This window comes from Varibaculum vaginae (assembly GCF_900604285.1).
Taxonomy (GTDB): domain Bacteria; phylum Actinomycetota; class Actinomycetes; order Actinomycetales; family Actinomycetaceae; genus Varibaculum; species Varibaculum vaginae.
Genome location: NZ_UWNY01000002.1, coordinates 55,755 through 72,696 on the forward strand (window position 1 = coordinate 55,755; position 16,942 = coordinate 72,696).

The 16,942-nt window shown below is 52.7% G+C and carries 12 protein-coding genes, 1 CRISPR repeat array and 1 riboswitch (1 of these 14 running past the window's edge); of the genes, 6 read left to right on the forward strand and 6 right to left on the reverse strand.

Going from position 1 to position 16,942, the window contains the following annotated elements; all coding sequences use genetic code 11:
- A CRISPR array of direct repeats spans nucleotides 1-3,280; the repeat unit is 28 nt; unit sequence AAGTGCCCCGCACCTGCGGGGATGATCC; it begins 226 nt to the left of the window's first position.
- A gap of 17 nt (nucleotides 3,281-3,297) precedes the next feature.
- From EFB02_RS08720 to EFB02_RS06135, 3 genes are all read left to right on the forward strand, one after another.
- Nucleotides 3,298-3,456 (forward strand): hypothetical protein, encoded by a 159-nt coding sequence (locus EFB02_RS08720; RefSeq protein WP_160115386.1) that lies wholly within the window; start codon nucleotides 3,298-3,300, stop codon nucleotides 3,454-3,456.
- 1,061 nt (nucleotides 3,457-4,517) lie between these two features.
- Entirely contained in the window at nucleotides 4,518-4,751 is a 234-nt protein-coding gene (locus tag EFB02_RS06130) for a hypothetical protein (RefSeq protein WP_147471046.1), read from the forward strand.
- Between the two features lie 129 nt (nucleotides 4,752-4,880).
- Nucleotides 4,881-5,102 (forward strand): hypothetical protein, encoded by a 222-nt coding sequence (locus EFB02_RS06135; RefSeq protein ID WP_122820720.1) that lies wholly within the window; start codon nucleotides 4,881-4,883, stop codon nucleotides 5,100-5,102.
- 30 nt (nucleotides 5,103-5,132) lie between these two features.
- Here the strand turns inward: EFB02_RS06135 and mnhG are convergent, their stop codons facing one another.
- The 6 genes from mnhG to EFB02_RS06165 are packed head-to-tail and all read right to left on the reverse strand — an operon-like array spanning nucleotide 5,133 to nucleotide 11,896.
- Nucleotides 5,133-5,525: a monovalent cation/H(+) antiporter subunit G gene (mnhG, locus tag EFB02_RS06140; RefSeq protein WP_122820721.1), complete on the reverse strand. Its 393-nt coding sequence runs from the start codon at nucleotides 5,523-5,525 to the stop codon at nucleotides 5,133-5,135.
- Nucleotides 5,518-5,868, reverse strand: a complete 351-nt coding sequence (locus EFB02_RS06145) for an MrpF/PhaF family protein (RefSeq protein WP_122820722.1) — start codon at nucleotides 5,866-5,868, stop codon at nucleotides 5,518-5,520. The genes mnhG and EFB02_RS06145 overlap by 8 nt, the downstream gene beginning before the upstream one ends.
- The gene (locus tag EFB02_RS06150; protein ID WP_122820723.1) at nucleotides 5,865-6,680 is read right to left on the reverse strand and encodes a Na+/H+ antiporter subunit E; all 816 of its coding nucleotides are present in this window, start codon (nucleotides 6,678-6,680) and stop codon (nucleotides 5,865-5,867) included. Before EFB02_RS06150 ends, EFB02_RS06145 begins: the two co-directional genes overlap by 4 nt.
- Entirely contained in the window at nucleotides 6,673-8,385 is a 1,713-nt protein-coding gene (locus tag EFB02_RS06155) for a Na+/H+ antiporter subunit D (protein ID WP_122820724.1), read from the reverse strand. The genes EFB02_RS06150 and EFB02_RS06155 overlap by 8 nt, the downstream gene beginning before the upstream one ends.
- The gene (locus tag EFB02_RS06160; protein WP_122820725.1) at nucleotides 8,382-8,810 is read right to left on the reverse strand and encodes a Na(+)/H(+) antiporter subunit C; all 429 of its coding nucleotides are present in this window, start codon (nucleotides 8,808-8,810) and stop codon (nucleotides 8,382-8,384) included. Before EFB02_RS06160 ends, EFB02_RS06155 begins: the two co-directional genes overlap by 4 nt.
- Nucleotides 8,807-11,896 (reverse strand): Na+/H+ antiporter subunit A, encoded by a 3,090-nt coding sequence (locus EFB02_RS06165; RefSeq protein ID WP_122820726.1) that lies wholly within the window; start codon nucleotides 11,894-11,896, stop codon nucleotides 8,807-8,809. Before EFB02_RS06165 ends, EFB02_RS06160 begins: the two co-directional genes overlap by 4 nt.
- 311 nt (nucleotides 11,897-12,207) lie before the next feature.
- Between EFB02_RS06165 and sucC the strand changes: the two genes are divergently transcribed.
- Genes sucC through EFB02_RS06180 form a run of 3 tightly spaced genes read left to right on the forward strand, consistent with a single transcriptional unit; the run spans nucleotide 12,208 to nucleotide 16,823 of the window.
- Nucleotides 12,208-13,374 (forward strand): ADP-forming succinate--CoA ligase subunit beta, encoded by a 1,167-nt coding sequence (gene sucC / locus EFB02_RS06170; protein ID WP_122820727.1) that lies wholly within the window; start codon nucleotides 12,208-12,210, stop codon nucleotides 13,372-13,374.
- 29 nt (nucleotides 13,375-13,403) lie between these two features.
- Nucleotides 13,404-14,336: a succinate--CoA ligase subunit alpha gene (gene sucD / locus EFB02_RS06175; protein WP_122820728.1), complete on the forward strand. Its 933-nt coding sequence runs from the start codon at nucleotides 13,404-13,406 to the stop codon at nucleotides 14,334-14,336.
- Between the two features lie 39 nt (nucleotides 14,337-14,375).
- On the forward strand, nucleotides 14,376-16,823 hold the full coding sequence (locus EFB02_RS06180; RefSeq protein ID WP_122820729.1) for a cell division protein PerM: 2,448 nt from the start codon (nucleotides 14,376-14,378) through the stop codon (nucleotides 16,821-16,823).
- Between the two features lie 29 nt (nucleotides 16,824-16,852).
- Nucleotides 16,853-16,931, forward strand: a riboswitch (ZMP/ZTP riboswitch).
- Nucleotides 16,932-16,942 lie beyond the last annotated feature (11 nt).

A 16,942-nucleotide genomic window follows, 5' to 3' on the forward strand; every position in this document is an offset into this window, starting at 1 on the left:
ACAATCCCTCGGCTTTAGAAGTGCCCCGCACCTGCGGGGATGATCCGGTCTGGAGATGCGGCGGGGTTAGATTTGCCTGAAGTGCCCCGCACCTGCGGGGATGATCCGAGCGAGCGACTAGTTTTCAGCTAGATACTGAAAAGTGCCCCGCACCTGCGGGGATGATCCCAAAATCCAACGCCTTAAAGCCGCGGCGGAAAAAAGTGCCCCGCACCTGCGGGGATGATCCCAGGCGCAAATAGACGCGGAAGCCGCCGCGCTCAAGTGCCCCGCACCTGCGGGGATGATCCCATCGAGGTCACCCTTATCGGCTTGGTCTATCCAAGTGCCCCGCACCTGCGGGGATGATCCTAAAAGAAGTAAGGGACGCGGTAACCACTATAAAAGTGCCCCGCACCTGCGGGGATGATCCCGCTTAATAGACGCTAGTTCCGCGACTTTATCCAAGTGCCCCGCACCTGCGGGGATGATCCCGCGAATAACATCAACCTCGCTGAGAACCTCCAAAGTGCCCCGCACCTGCGGGGATGATCCCCCCACATTCCTAAAATACGGGGTGCACGGGTGAAGTGCCCCGCACCTGCGGGGATGATCCGTTTTCTAGTTGTCCCCATGTGTCGAGGTCTTGAAGTGCCCCGCACCTGCGGGGATGATCCTGGACACCGTAACCCTGCCTGCCGCCACCGTCGAAGTGCCCCGCACCTGCGGGGATGATCCGGCGCGAAGCTGGTTTAGGTCTGCCATTTTTAGAAGTGCCCCGCACCTGCGGGGATGATCCCGAGTTCGGACAATTCGACGAAGACGACCTAAAAAGTGCCCCGCACCTGCGGGGATGATCCCTACAAGGAGCATCACTGATATGAGCGTAAAAAAGTGCCCCGCACCTGCGGGGATGATCCCACAAAACCGGGATTATCAGGCTACTAGAGGAAAAGTGCCCCGCACCTGCGGGGATGATCCGGCTTTTGGCCAGGCAATGATCTTTTCCCTGTCAAGTGCCCCGCACCTGCGGGGATGATCCGAAAGGGCTTAACCTCGCGCCTTAGTGCGGGGTAAGTGCCCCGCACCTGCGGGGATGATCCCGGGGGGCATGACGGAATAAACCGGCATTAGGGAAGTGCCCCGCACCTGCGGGGATGATCCCGTCTACAAAATCGGGCAATTAGTAATTTTTCAAAGTGCCCCGCACCTGCGGGGATGATCCCTATTGGGGGGACAGGAAACCGAACCCCGCTAAAAGTGCCCCGCACCTGCGGGGATGATCCCCGGGACGGGCGCTTAACGCGGCAAGTCTTTAAAAGTGCCCCGCACCTGCGGGGATGATCCTAAAGTTTTTCCAGGTCTTTCACCCAGATACGAAAGTGCCCCGCACCTGCGGGGATGATCCTGACCGGAACCAACCCCGCCCCAACGTCACCAAAAGTGCCCCGCACCTGCGGGGATGATCCCGTCAATCGACACACCTAACGCCTCTGCTATAGAAGTGCCCCGCACCTGCGGGGATGATCCCAAATAAAACAATGGAAACCCGCCGCTGCGATAAAGTGCCCCGCACCTGCGGGGATGATCCTGCATATGCGGCCCGGTCACGTTACCAGTCGCGAAGTGCCCCGCACCTGCGGGGATGATCCCGGACGCGGCGAAGGCAGAATCTTCCACAAAATAAGTGCCCCGCACCTGCGGGGATGATCCGAAATGAGCGAGCCGAAACGGTGGATCAAAATAAAGTGCCCCGCACCTGCGGGGATGATCCCCGGGGCGGCGCGCTTTGCTTTCGCGATCTCAAAAGTGCCCCGCACCTGCGGGGATGATCCCTCGCGGGCGTAGACCGGGACGCGCTAGATAATAAGTGCCCCGCACCTGCGGGGATGATCCCCGGAATCAAATCATTGTAAACACCAAAGTAGGAAGTGCCCCGCACCTGCGGGGATGATCCCCAGGAACATTTATAATCGGGCAATCGCGCCTAGAAGTGCCCCGCACCTGCGGGGATGATCCCACGGCTAAAACGGTCATTTTGCGCCGCCTATGAAGTGCCCCGCACCTGCGGGGATGATCCCGTGGGGCGAGTTGGTGGTGAATAGCGTCCTGTAAGTGCCCCGCACCTGCGGGGATGATCCTGGTACATTTTTGACGGAGGTAGGACATGGCAGAAGTGCCCCGCACCTGCGGGGATGATCCGCCGCGTTGCTCTGCTAGGGCTTGGTAAAACGCGAAGTGCCCCGCACCTGCGGGGATGATCCCCCTCAGACTTTTAGAGGTGGAGCGGCTCGAATAAGTGCCCCGCACCTGCGGGGATGATCCGCCCCGGCGACCGCGAAAAACCCCAAGCGCGGAAAGTGCCCCGCACCTGCGGGGATGATCCGCCCCGGCGACCGCGAAAAACCCCAAGCGCGGAAAGTGCCCCGCACCTGCGGGGATGATCCTAGCGCTACGCCTAAACCCGTCCAGCGTGGCATAAGTGCCCCGCACCTGCGGGGATGATCCCGGGTCGCTTGCGTTGGATGAGATTTATCAGGGAAGTGCCCCGCACCTGCGGGGATGATCCCATTCCCGCCTCCAGCATCAACGGGGTGCGCGCAAGTGCCCCGCACCTGCGGGGATGATCCCGCAAGATTATCTAGCGCGTCCCGGTCTACGCCAAGTGCCCCGCACCTGCGGGGATGATCCCAAAATTCACGTCCACCGCTAAATACTCAATCTAAGTGCCCCGCACCTGCGGGGATGATCCCAAACTAGGATTCACCATCAGCGGGCAAGACTAAAGTGCCCCGCACCTGCGGGGATGATCCGTAGTGGACGCGCTAGCCGATAAGTTCGCGCCTAAGTGCCCCGCACCTGCGGGGATGATCCCCAAACTAACCCGCCCGCCAGCAACGGGCAAGGAAGTGCCCCGCACCTGCGGGGATGATCCGAATTGTGGACTCGGTAGCGGTTTCAAGGTTCAAAGTGCCCCGCACCTGCGGGGATGATCCTAATCGCAATCACCACCGAATATGCCCATGCCCAAGTGCCCCGCACCTGCGGGGATGATCCCCCACGCATACCAATACGGGACAAGAGCAGACGAAGTGCCCCGCACCTGCGGGGATGATCCCGGGTATGGTGCGCAAGGGGCTTTTGGGTTAGTAAGTGCTCCGCACCTGCGGGGATGATCCCCCGCCACCGACGCCATGGTACGCTACAGCACCAAGTGCCCCGCACCTGCGGGGATGATCCTTTCTGTATTTTTAGGTGATTATCTGATATTCTAAATGGCTAGCACCTGCGGTGATGATCCTAAAGGAGGAAATAAGAATGAAAATAAATGCAATGCCCCTAGCATTTACCACTTTCGGTCTTTTCGTGTTGACCGAAATAGTTAGCTTTCCACCAGCGGTCACCGCGATGCTATCCCTAGCTGTAGGGGTTGGCGGGGCGTCTGCCTTATTCCTAGCAATCCGTCAACATGGCTAAAAGTAAAATGCCCCGCACCTGCGTGGTTGATCCCGCGTCCTGCGAATCAGGGTCATAAGCTACCCGAAAAGACTCCCACTTGTGGAGTTAATCCGAATGCTGTCCATAATCAACAATGTTCGGCTTGAAATGCCAGCAGCAGCGAATAATCGCTTTAAAGGACGAACTCGCACTAATACTCCATTAAGGATGAATGCCAATAATGTGGCAGCTAGAGCGCATAATCCCTGAATATATGTAATAGGACTGTTCTTTAGGGAAAGTAAAAAAGAATACCCCATGGGTAGCCTCGGCGAGGGGATATCCCCCGGGGTGGCCGGGGATAAAACTGGAGAAAGAAGTTAATGTGCTATGGCTTTAATCATTAGCTGTTGATTAACCTTTCAATCGCTATTTTAGCCTGGCATGCTTTGCTGGGCGCAGGCACAAAAAATAAATGAAAGACTGACTCTACTAACAGATGGGGTAGTTTATCTAACCCAAAGAGGAAAAAATTATTATCTAGAAATGCAACTGTTAGTATCCCGGTGTCGCTGGTCAGTATAACCGCCATATACCCTCACAATAAGGAACATGATTAACTATTTAACCGTAAACGGGGTGGCTCGGCGGTTCGGGTTATCCCCTCACACCATAAAAAGTCATATCGCGCGCGGTACATTCCCTGCCCCTGACGCGTCCATAGGAGCGGGAAACGCCATCAAATACGGGTGGCTACCCGAAACCGTGGATGCCTGGCAAGAAACCCGTCCTGGGAGAGCCGGAAGACCTAAAGGGAATTTTAAACGGCAGTTATAGCCATCACCTTCTCCCCGGCAAGCGCTATCATCAGATCCTGTTAATTGAATCTGTCCATCTTTTAGCCTCCTGCCATGTACCATCACGGAATTCCCCAAATGAATCACCACCGAGCTTGATTGTCCGCAGAGAGGATTATCTATTATCCCGAAGCGTTATGCTGTCTCCCGTAAGGCGCTTCATTTTATTTAGCGAACACTCTTCAGAAATATAGGCCTCCGAAAGGTTGATCAGTGCTGACCTACTTAGACCTATACAAAAGGGTGCGTCGTTATCTCGAAAAAACAGCTAGCCCTGCAGTCCAACAATTGATAGCAGATTACGAATATGGCGAGGGTGAAGACCTGGATTTTATTGTTTCACTCGCGTTTGAGGAACATATTCAGCTACCGAAAACCCTTTGCAAACAGCTAGTTGCCCTACAGGATGATTACACAAAGACCGGTGATTATCCCTTGCCCCTTGCTGAAGCGACCCTTAAATATTTACGGGAATAATCTCGCCGGATTATCGGATTGAAGGATGGAGCCGTTAAAGATTCCAACCCGACAGAGGCTATGTCTAAGGCAGGACTATGCTAGCCAGGGTGAACATAAATATCATGGTCGGCAACTATTCTGCAGATAATGACCTACGATGAACTTTACGCATCTGCGCGCGCTTTCTTCGAAGCTCATGCTACCCCCGAGCAAATAGCTCTTCTGGATAGTCATGAAAAGTGTGATGGGGCTGGTTTTGTTGATTCTGTCCTGTTCTTCATTGATATGTTTCTCGCCGATATACCGGGTGTGTCCGAAAAAATCACCAAGTGGCAGGCAGTTTTAGATAGCCTCTCAGAACACGATTAATCGATAGTCACCACGGTTAAAAATTTACTCCTAGCACCGGGAAGGTTGCTCTTCCGATTTGGACGGGTCTTTACCGGGGACTGGCAAATGTAGGTGGCGATAAATAGTCTCACCCGCATCTTTGATTTCACCACGCTGTTTAGCGGTTCTCCCAATCAAATGCGCCCCAATCGGAGCAGTTATTGTCTGCAGCACAATCGCTAGCATCACCACCGTCAGCCAAGACCAAGTTTGCCGAATCGCTACCAATCCCAGACAGGTCAAAATAAACCCGGTTAACTGCGGTTTGGTAGCTGCATGCTGCCTTTGCAGCAAAGTTGGCAGCTTAACCACCCCAATGGCGGCAATCAGTGTCATGGTAGAACCCAGGGTTAAAATTGATACCCCCAGGTATGTGAGGACGGTAGTCCAAGTTTCACTCATCGCGTCCTCCTTCCGCCGAGGTCATATTCGTCACTTGCTGCGGCTTAATAGCGGCACCGGGGTCAGCATCGTGAGCCTGTTCTGCCGCTGAACGCTGCCCAATAATCCGCGCTACTGACGTCGCGGTCAAGAAACTCACCAAAGTCAGAATCAATAAAATCTGCATGGTGTCATCACGCTCCCCAGTAACCGATATCAGGCAAATAATCCCGATGGTGATGGCGGTAAGCAGATCCAGTGCCACTGTACGGTTCAAAATCCCCGGTCCCCGCCACAAAATATAGAGCGCCAGTAGTTCAGCAACGCACAACATTGCCCAGTTCAAAGTAAAAATCAAGGTCATAGCGATTGCCTCCCTTCGCTAGCAGATTGCTGGGGCATGTCCGCGGGTAGGTAAGGACTCCTACCTGAATAGGGGATTTTTCCCTCCGCAACTAGCTGTTCATAGCTTTGCAAACGTTCCTCAGTCTCACGAATCTCTGCCCGGCTACCCAGGGCTTTTACAATTCTCATTTCAAGGGCGTGCAAAGATTTCTCTACTCCCCGCGCTCCTCCTGAAAGTTTGCCATCCAACACGTGCAAAACTACTCGTGAAGGGTTTATTTGGGCTCTAACCACCAAAGACCCGGGTACCAGGCAAGTCATTGCTGATGCCATAGTCAAGTAAAACTCTGAGCGGGTCACCATCTCTACTTCAATCATCTGGGGGCGAGCCGGTTTGCTGCGCAAAACTACATAGGCAACCTGGAAAGCCGAAGCCAGCAAATCCCAGGCAAACCGCAGAATCAGCCAAGTTACTCGCAGCGGGCGAAAGCTCTTGACCGGATTGACGTGCGGCATCGGGGAAAATATTTGTAGTGCTAAAGCAATCAATAAACCGCCGCAAATGGAAACCGCTGAAAGATCCCGAATCAGTAGCATCCAGACTACAAATAACCAGGCGGTCATGCCTAGGGAGCAGCGGCGAGGAAGACTTCGCAAACGCTGTTTTAGACCGGGTCGCCTAGGTGTGGCGCTGGCAGAAGCATTTCTCCACGCGCCCTCGCGGGTATCCCGGTCGTCAAAAGAATCTGCTAGCCCTTGTGCAATCTTCTCTGGAGAATCCACCGAAGCCGTGTTTTCTTTCTTAGGCTTATCCATTTTTTCGCTAATCATCGCTACCTCCCTTCACCAGGGAGGATTCGCTAAAATCTGTGGGAACCAGCGAAACTGCATCAAAAATAGGGGTACATGCACTGTTCTTTCTCTTTGAGGCAGTACGTTTCCTTGTGTTCTCAGCAAGCATATTTTCCGCAAACCCGGAAGCAATCTTCGAAATCCCGTGTCCGCGCCCGTCCTCACCGAGAATCGCGCGTTGATATTCTGCTCGTGACATAGAAATCGTGGCGCGTTCAGTAAAGGTATAGACCGGGCCGGCAAAAACCGACAGACCAATCGTTACTACAGTCAGGAAACCAGTTGCTGCCCATACTCCTCGTGGAATCCGCGAGGCAGTGTCAAAAGTATCGACTGCTTCCTGTTCTTCGCCTCCACTTTCTTGTGCAGATTCACGTCCCTGCCAGAAAGTTTGCAGCCAGATTTTTACCACCACATACAGGGTGAGCAGTGAAGCGATTAATCCCGCGGCCAGCAATGCCCAGGCCAGGGGAGTGTTGCGTGCCGCAGTAGCCTCCGCCAACCCCAGCTTTCCCAAGAAACCAGTCAAGGGTGGAAAACCCACCAGGTTGAAAGCCGGAACCAGGTACCATACGGCTAGCAGCGGGGAAATCTTCGCCAAAGAGTGCAGGCGACGCAACGAGGTCGAACCCCCCAGCTTTTCCATCATGCCCGCCACTAGGAATAAAGTGGTTTGTACCAAAATATGGTGGACGGCGTAAAAGATTGCCGATGCCACTCCCAGGGTATTGGCCAGAGAAATTCCCCAGATCATAAATCCGATATGGGAAACCAAAGTAAAAGAAAGTAAGCGTTTAATATCGTCTTGAGCCACAGCCCCTAAAATTCCCACAATCATGGTGAGAATCCCGACTACTGCCAGTACTATAGCCACCGGTGATTCCGGGAAAATCAGTACCTGCATCCGGATAATTGCATACACCCCGACTTTGGTGAGGAGACCGGCAAACACTGCAGTAATCGGAGCTGGAGCCGTGGGATAAGAATCTGGGAGCCAGGCAGAAAGCGGGAATACCGCCGCCTTTAAACCAAAGGCCACCAGGAATAACGTTTGGATAAGCATGGCGACTGCCGGATCGATCTCAGTTAGCCGCATGGAAAGCTGCGCCATATTCATAGTGCCGCAGGCGCCGTAGAGCGCGGCCAGAGCAATCAGGAAAACCGCTGATCCCACCATTGATACCGCGACATAAACGGTGCCGGAGCGAATCCTGTCCCGGGTCCCTCCCAGGGTAATCAACACGAAAGAGGAGGTGAGTAGGATTTCTACCCCAACGTACAGGTTAAACATATCCCCGGTGAGGAAAGCATTATTAACCCCCGCGCATAACACCAGGTAGGTGGGGTGAAAAATGGGAGTAGGAATATCTTCTGACTCGTGGACAGTGCCTTCTGAAAGTGAATAAGCCAGTACCGCCACCATCACCACCAGAGAAGTACACAGCATTATCGCAGCTAGACGGTCACCGACCAGGGAAATCCCGATTGGAGCCGCCCATGAACCCACATCTAGAACCAGGGTTGCTTTGTCGGAAAACACTAAAATAATGATAGCAACCACCAGGGAGGCGGTTAGGGTGGTGAAGGCAACTAGTGACTGGATCCGGTAGTGGCGTCCTAATCCCAAGGTTAAAGCCGCTGCTAATAGGGGAAGTAGTACCGGAAGTGCCAAAAGAAAGTTCACAGCTCCCTCCTTTTGCGTCCGTGGCTCTTGTCAAGTTCATCCAGATCTAGACGCAAGAAGCGCTCAGCATCGCCCATTTGCTTTGCCAGCCGTCTGTCTTCCAGGTCATCAGTAACTTCGTCATGCCCTGACAGTCGCCAGGAACGGTAGGCAAGCGCCAGCCCGAAGGCAGTGGTTGCCATGGATAGCACGATGGCGGTCAGGATCATGCCTTGAGGGAGAGGGTCTGACATTTTTGAAATGGCAGTTCCTAGAATCGGGGCAGTACCGGCTGCCCCTCCCTGGGAAAGTAGAAATAAATTAATACCGTTGCCCAGCAGTCCTAATCCGATAACTATACGGGTCAAAGTGCGTTCGGTGACTAGATAAACTCCGCAGGCAACCAGAAATCCTGCAGCTAAGAGTAGGCATAGGGAAACGCTCATCGCTGTGCCTCCTGAGGTTTAGAAACAGAACTTTCCACTGGTGCCAGGTTTTTTTCTTCGTTGGCGGAAGGTGTAGCTACCATTCCTTCCTGGGTGTCCCTTACATCTGGCGAATGATCCGCGGGATCTTCCCGTCCGGTGATATCGGTTTCTGGCAATTGGTGTCCCACAGATTCGCCTTGCCGGTCAATCTCGGATCCTAAAGATTGCAGCAAATCAAGCACCACCCCGATAACCAGCAGATATACCCCGATATCTAGTCCCATTGCGGAAGTGAAATGCAAACCGCCTAGAACCCCTAAATCAAGGTGAGCCTCCACACTTTGCAAAATGGTGTAGCCGAAAGCCAAGGGAACTAGGGCGCTAACTACCGCAGTCGTCATCCCGATGGCAATTACTCCGCCCGGTCTGGCCGGAACCGCCTCCAGCAATTCAAAACGCCCACCCGCAAAATAGCGGATAGTGATAGCGATCCCGGCGACCATGCCGCCAATAAAGCCGCCGCCAGGGTGGTTATGTCCGATAAATAGTAGCCATATCGAAACTAGCAGCAAAGTATGGAAGAGGATTCGCGTGGAAACTTCTAGCAAAATTGAGCGACGGCGCGGACTGATTAAAGTGGCGACTGCAAGCCAAGTTTGCTGGGGCGCGGCGGAATTTTCCTTTAAATGCTCGCGCCGCTTGCGCGCCCTTGCCAATAGCCGGTGACGACGGGCGCGTTGGGAATCAGCTAGTGTGGTGGACAATCCTCGCAAGTAGATTAGGGCGGTGACGCCGGTAGCGGCAACTAGTAGTACGGAAAGTTCTCCCACGGTGTCCCAGGCTCTTACATCCACCAGTAAGATGTTGACTAGGTTTTGGCCTCCTGCAAAAATACTGCCCTCGGTGGTTACCAGGTTTGAAACTGGTTCGTGAACTCGGGCAGAGGAAGTAGAGAGTCCCAGTAATACAATTCCCACTCCGCAAGCGGCTGCCATTAGTAGACGGTACCCGGGTGCCCAGCGGCTAAGGCGGCGGGAAAATCGGGGAGGAAGTCGTCGTAAAACTAGTAAGAAAAGGGTAAGGGTAATCGCTTCGACTACCAATTGGGTTAGTGCTAAGTCGGGGGCACCTTGCAGCACGTAAACGGCGGCCACTGCGGCTCCGCAAGCTGAAAGTGCCAGCACTGCATTTAGACGGCGCTGAGCGGCCACGCAGGTAGCGGCCATTCCGATGAGGGCTAGGCAGATGAATGCTTGTCCGAAGGAGTCGGCGAAATGCCAACGGTGCATATCGGAAATTCCTAGTAGGCATATTGTTCCCGCACATATCGACACTGTGAATATCACCGAAAGGTCTGCCGGTAAAGATCCTGTTTGCACTTTGCCGGTTAACCAGGAAGCGCTGCTTTCTAGGCTGCGGATAGTGCGGGAATATAAGCCTTGAGCACCCCACCGTGGTGAGAAGGCCAGGCGACGTTGTAAGCGAGCCAGGCGGGCGCGAATCCAGAACAGCCAACCCCCTGTAACCAGGATAAATATGGTTACTAAACCAGGAATTATCCCTGACCAAAGATGTAGGTGGCCCGGAGTTTTTCCATAGGCTTGTAGAGCGGTTTGCCCCAGGAAATTATCAAGAGTTGCTGGTAAGAATCCCAGGAGTAAAGAAAGGCCGGTGAGCAGTCCGGGAACTATGGTTAGCGTTTTGCCTGTAGCACGCAGTTTTTGGCGATGGGGGCAAGTTCCTTGGCGGTCATGTTTATGGCTAAAAGCCCCCCAAAAGTATCGGAGGGAGTAGGCAAAAGTTAGGGCAGATCCGACAGTCAGTACCGCCAAAATAGCGCCGGATTCTAGCTGAATCCTAGTGTTAAGAAGGGAGGTAATAGCGTGTTCTTTCCCTAGGTATCCACTGGTAATCGGGATTCCAGACATAGAAAGAATTCCCGCGAGAGCGCAGATAGCCAGTTTGCGAGAACGTTCACCCAATCCACATAGACTGGGGAACTCGCGGGTGCCCGTCTGTTTTTCGATAGTTCCCGTAGTTAGGAATAATCCGGATTTAAAAGTGGAATGTGCGGATAAAACACACAGTCCTGCCAGGTAAAGCTGGGGGCTGCCCGATCCAATTAGCATAGTCAGGAGTCCCAGTTGGGAAACCGTTCCGAAAGCCAACACCAGTTTTAGGTCAGTTTGCCGCAGAGCGGAGTATCCTCCTAGCAGCATAGTCATTGCCCCTAAGCTGACAATCGTCCAGGTTAGTCCAGGGAATCTAGCAAATGCGGGCGCGAAACGAGCAAGTAGGTAAATGCCGGCCTTTACCATGGCGGCTGCGTGCAGGAATGCGGACACCGGGGTGGGGGCGGCCATAGCTGCGGGGAGCCAAAAGTGTGTGGGGAAAATTGCCGACTTGGTGACTGCCGCAAATAGAATCAGGGATAATCCGCTGGCAGCCGTCACAGGATCCAATGGAGTTCCCAGGTCATTAGGGGAAGATAGTACGGTTAATAGTTCGCTGATCCTAAAGGAGCCTCCCGGCATGATTCCTAAGATCACAAAACCGGCAAACATACTTAAAGAGCCGGTAGTAGTCACCAAAATAGCCTGGCGGGCGGCGGCGCGAGAGGCACGTTCCTCGGCTTCGTGACCAATCAAGATAAAGGAGGTAAAGGTGGTAATTTCCCAGAAAAAGTAGAGGGTCATGGTGTGGTCTGCCAAAACCAAACCTGACATAGAGGCCGCAAAACCTAGGAAAGCTGCAATGAATTGACCTAGACGAGGAGAATTCTCGGAAAAATATTGCGCACAATAGAGCAAAATTAAGGTACCGACGAGGTTAATTACTATTAGCATTAGCCAAGAGAGGCCGGTTAGGCGAAACCCTATCTCTAGATTTAGCACGGTTGACCATTGATAAAAATCAGCTAGTCCCTGCGATCCGGTAGCGAAAGCCTGTCGAGTGTGCGATAGCGTCCAGAATAAGGCAATAAAGGGCATAAGGGCAGCGAAATAAAATGTGCGTTGCCGCAAATGCTTGACTAGAAAGGGAATTAGGAGCGCAGCTAAGAGGTAACACACAATCAGCGGGGCGGCACAATCCCACAACAGCATAGCTATTTCCAATCCACTTTCTAGATTTTCCGTCCAACATATTCGACTGCCTACTCATAGTATCGTGAACCACAATTATTAGGGGTGCTTCGTCCGGAAGGGGGGGGCGAGATATGCCCTTAAGGAAGAAAAATCTTGTGTGCACCCTCCCAAATGATTGTTTTCCTTCTTTTGGGAGGTGCTGAATCTACTTTCGTATTTTTAAATCCCATTTACAAGTGAGGGGGCACTTTTGGTGACGAGGTAAGTGTGGCGTGCGGTACTATAGTCCTATATCTTGACGTCGAGGTACTTACTGAGAGGACTTGCAAGTGGATCTTTATGAATACCAGGCTCGCGACCTGTTTGCAGCTCATGGGGTTCCTGTGTTGGCCGGTATTGTGGTCGAAACTCCCGCAGAAGCACAAAAAGCGGCAGAGAAACTAGCCCAACCTCTAATTGTGGTAAAAGCGCAAGTTAAAACGGGTGGGCGCGGGAAAGCTGGCGGAGTTAAGCTCGCTCATACCCCTCAGGAAGCCCGGGAAAAAGCTGAAGAAATCTTAGGCATGGATATCAAGGGACATACCGTAAACCGGGTACTGATTGCCGCTGGAACCGATATTGGAGCCGAATACTATTTCTCTATCCTGCTCGACCGCTCAAATCGTAGACACTTGGCGATGTGCTCTAAAGAAGGTGGCATGGAAATTGAGCAGCTGGCAAAGGAACGTCCTGAAGCATTGGCGAAAGTTCCGCTGCCGGATACTGGCATTGACGGGGGTATAGCTCGCAAGATTCTTATTGAAGCCGGTTTCGAGGACGAAGAGCTCATTAGCAAGATCGTGCCGGTGTTGGAGGGACTTTGGGATGTTTATCAGGGTGAGGATGCCACGCTGGTAGAGGTTAATCCTCTGGTAGTTAGTGAAGATGGTGAGATTATTGCCCTGGATGGAAAAGTCACCTTGGACGATAACGCTCGTTTTCGGCATCCTGAACACCAGGAACTGGTAGATAAGCGCAGTGAAGATCCTCTGGAAGCTAAAGCTAAAGAAAAAGGCCTGAACTATGTGCATCTGGAAGGCCAGGTAGGGATCATTGGTAACGGTGCCGGTCTGGTGATGTCGACTTTGGACGTGGTGGCTTATGCAGGTGAAGAATACGGGGTGAAACCAGCGAACTTCCTCGACATTGGGGGTGGTGCGTCGGCGCAGGTAATGGCCGATGGACTCGATATTATTCTGGGTGATTCCCAGGTTAAATCGGTATTCGTAAACGTATTCGGGGGGATTACCGCCTGCGACCAGGTGGCTACCGGAATCGTGAAAGCAATCGAAATCCTAGGTGATAAAGCCACTAAGCCACTGGTGGTGCGCTTAGACGGAAACGCAGTGGCGGCTGGTCGCAAGATTTTGGAAAAAGCAAAGCTGCCGCAAGTGACCATGGTGGAAACTATGGATGCTGGTGCTGCCCAAGCGGCTAAACTCGCTGCCAGCCATTAAGAATCGGTAAAAGAATAAGGAGAAACACGATGTCAGTATTCCTTGATTCCTCAGCCCGGATTGTCGTACAGGGCATGACCGGTTCCGAGGGGCGCAAACACACTCGATTAATGCTAGGGGCCGGTACCAATGTGGTAGGGGGTACCAACCCCAAGAAAGCCGGGCAAACGGTTGATTTCGATATCGTCCCCCTAGGAGAAGCCGCAGAAAAGAAAGGTGTTAAAGCCGGAACGGTTTCAGTGCCGGTTTTTGGCACCGTAAAAGAAGCCATGGAAAAAGAGGGTGCGAATGTTTCGGTAGTATTCGTCCCTCCGCGTTTTGCAAAGGGCGCGGTCTTAGAGGCAGTGGATGCCGGGATACCGCTAATCGTGGTGATTACCGAAGGGATTCCGGTGCAAGATTCCACCGAGTTCGTAAATGCTGCCCTAGAAAAGGGTTGCCGGATTATCGGTCCGAACTGCCCGGGGATCATTACGCCGGGACAGTCCAATGTAGGGATCACACCTGCCGATATTACTGGTTCTGGCCCCATCGGTTTGGTATCCAAGTCCGGTACCCTCACCTACCAGATGATGTTCGAACTGCGCGATATTGGCTTCACCACCTGTATGGGGATTGGCGGTGACCCGGTGGTGGGAACCACCCATATCGATGCGCTCGCGGCCTTCGAGAAAGACCCCGACACCAAAGTAATCGTGATGATTGGCGAAATCGGGGGAGACGCGGAAGAACGTGCGGCCGACTACATCGCTGCTAATGTTACCAAGCCGGTAATAGCCTATGTGGCGGGTTTTACTGCTCCTAAAGGTAAAACCATGGGGCATGCGGGTGCTATTGTCTCTGGCTCAGCGGGTACTGCCCAAGCCAAGAAAGAAGCCTTGGAGGCTCAAGGGGTTAAAGTGGGCAAGACTCCTTCCCAGGCTGCTCAACTGGCACGAGAGGCGTATGAAGCGCTGAGCTAACTGGTGGCATAAAGCCAGCTGAAATTGGGATACCTGTAAATGCGGGGGGCGGTGTTTGGCACCGCCCCGCACATTATTCAGCGCGGGGCGTGCTTGAGTGCGGTGCGCCTAAGTGGTGCTACCGTGAAAAAGTGGACAATAGTAGGGATGTTATGGCGGCATAAAGTTCCAAAGATTCCTCGGCAACCTGCGGGTGCGAGGAAGGTAGCTGCCTATAGTCCTGCCAGGAACTCCAATCAGCGGCTAAAGCAACGTACAGGGAAATTTGGATTTCAACGGCTCGAAGAAGCGAAGAAATATTCTGGCAAAACCAAGGGAGAACCTGGCAGCGTGAAGAAAGTGAAGGGACGCTCCTTGGCCAGTAAGCTGCGGCTACCGCGACAGAAAACTCCAGCTGTTAGGAAAACTACCGCTAAATCTACAGATGTTAAACCGCCAGCTATTTCCCAAAAATCTCGGCGTACTCTCACCGTTAGGATTCCAAGAGGATTTACTCGGATGGTGGCCGCTGCCCTAATTACCTGTATATTTCCTTGGATAATTTTCCTAGCGATTAGTGCCGGAGTGTATTTCTCCACTTCCGGTAACCCATGGATGGTTGACACTGTGTGGACAGAATCTCTCACAGTAGGTGCAAGCGTATGGGCGTTAGGCTTCGGAGTTCCCTTAACTGGCTCCCTAGGTGCGGCCGCCACCTTGTCGGTAATCCCGCTGGGACTGTGGATTGCCTACCTCTGGCTAGGGGGGCAGCTGTCGCACAGTTTTGTTCTTGAAAGTAAAACTATTCTGTGGACTTATCCTTTCACGCAAGCAACAGTGGCTACTGTTGTAGGTTTGGCAATTCGTGGAGCCTATAGCCTGAGCAGTCTATTCTTTTGGGGGTTACTGCACGGCTTTGCCGCTATTGCCTATGCCTTTTTCCTATTTGACCGCGATCAGCGTCGCGAGGACGAAAGGCCTTCACTGCGTTATCCTAAAGCACGTCTAGCTGCTGATTTTAATCGCTTTTCTGTTTGGAGTCGGACGTTTATCCTCCGGATGCGGCACCCTGATCGCGCTTATAAGCAAGATCTGGAAAACCGTCGTCTAGGAATTGATCGCGATGAACGTAGTTGGGATGGAACAAATAGCACCTGGACGATTCCCGGTTGGGTGGTTTCCGGGGTTCGTGCCGGATGGAAAATGTTTAAGTTATTCGGGTTTGTTACCTTAATCCTGGTGCTTGCCCAAGTGCTCTCGCATTTTGCGGCAGTAAATAAGATATATGACTTATACGGGGTTTCCTTGGGGGCAGGCGTTCTTATTTGGTTGGCACAATTTCTCTATTTGCCTACCGTTCAGACCTGGGCATTAGCTTGGATTCTAGGACCCGGATTTCATCAGGGTACCGGCACTATTCGTTCATTAACTCAGGTAAAAGCCGGCCCAATTCCGGCGGTGCCTATTCTGGGAGCGCTTCCGGATCAAACTCCTGGGTACTGGGTGCTGGTGGTAATCGGAGTGCTTAGCCTGCTAATCGGTTATCTGCTTTACACTTTAATGGCGAGAGTCGACTTTTTCTCTCATGTAGCGTCATTCCTGGTGGGGGCGCTGGTGTTTACCTTTTTGACCGCCTGGTTCTGTTCTTTAGCCTCCGGTTCTATCGGTGCGGGACGGATGTCTGCGTGGGGAGTGCACCCATTAACTGTCACCGCTATGGGGCTTTTCCTGGTATGGGTGCCAATCGTGCTAGTGGGCACGCTTCTACATCCGCATGCTCGTGCCTATTTGGCAGAAACATTCGTGAACTTCAAACAAGCAAGTGTGCGTGTTACCCGACAAGGCTTAGCGGTAGCGAAAGACAAAGCGAAGGATTATCACTCATGGAATCCTTTGAGCGCTGATCATACTGCTAAGAACGCGAAAGCTATAGAAGGTGAACAGGTTGCTACTGAAAATGTAGAAACTGTAACCGAAGATGTGTCGGCAGACAGTAATTCGTCGGCAATATCCTCAGCTGCAGAATCAGAGGAAACAGCAGAAATAGTAAAAACACGTGAACTGCCTGAAGCTAATGAAACACAATCTTCCGCTGATGATGTAAATGACCGGGAGGAGGAAACAGAAAAAGTTACGCAAACTATCCCCGAAGTAAGCGTTCACGAATCTTCCACTTACCCGGAAAATGATCAGGAGTCCCTAACGGACACTCTCCGGGCTCGGCAAGAGACTTTTGCTCACTCCCGGGGAGCACTTCCGGCAGACACCGAGGAAATAAAAGATCTCGCCACTGATTGGGCGGAACGCAAAACTGATGAAGTCATCGCTAAAGAGCAACAAGAATTAGAAAAAATAAAGTCTTCTGCGAAGCGGCTCCCGGCAGCAGAACTGACGCGGCCAGCGATTAAACGTTCGATTTTTAAGCGGGGTCGTCTGCAAGTGGGCAAACCGCGCCGTGACGCTGACGACACCTCCACCCAAGCCATAGAAATCCCCGACCAAGACTAACTTTCGTAGCTGGAGGTAGCGGGGTAGAGTGGTATTAACGTGACTGGCGAAAAAAGTGGATTACCACTGGGGAACGTAAAAGGACAGTCGCTCGCCTGGGCTGGACAAGGAATGCAACA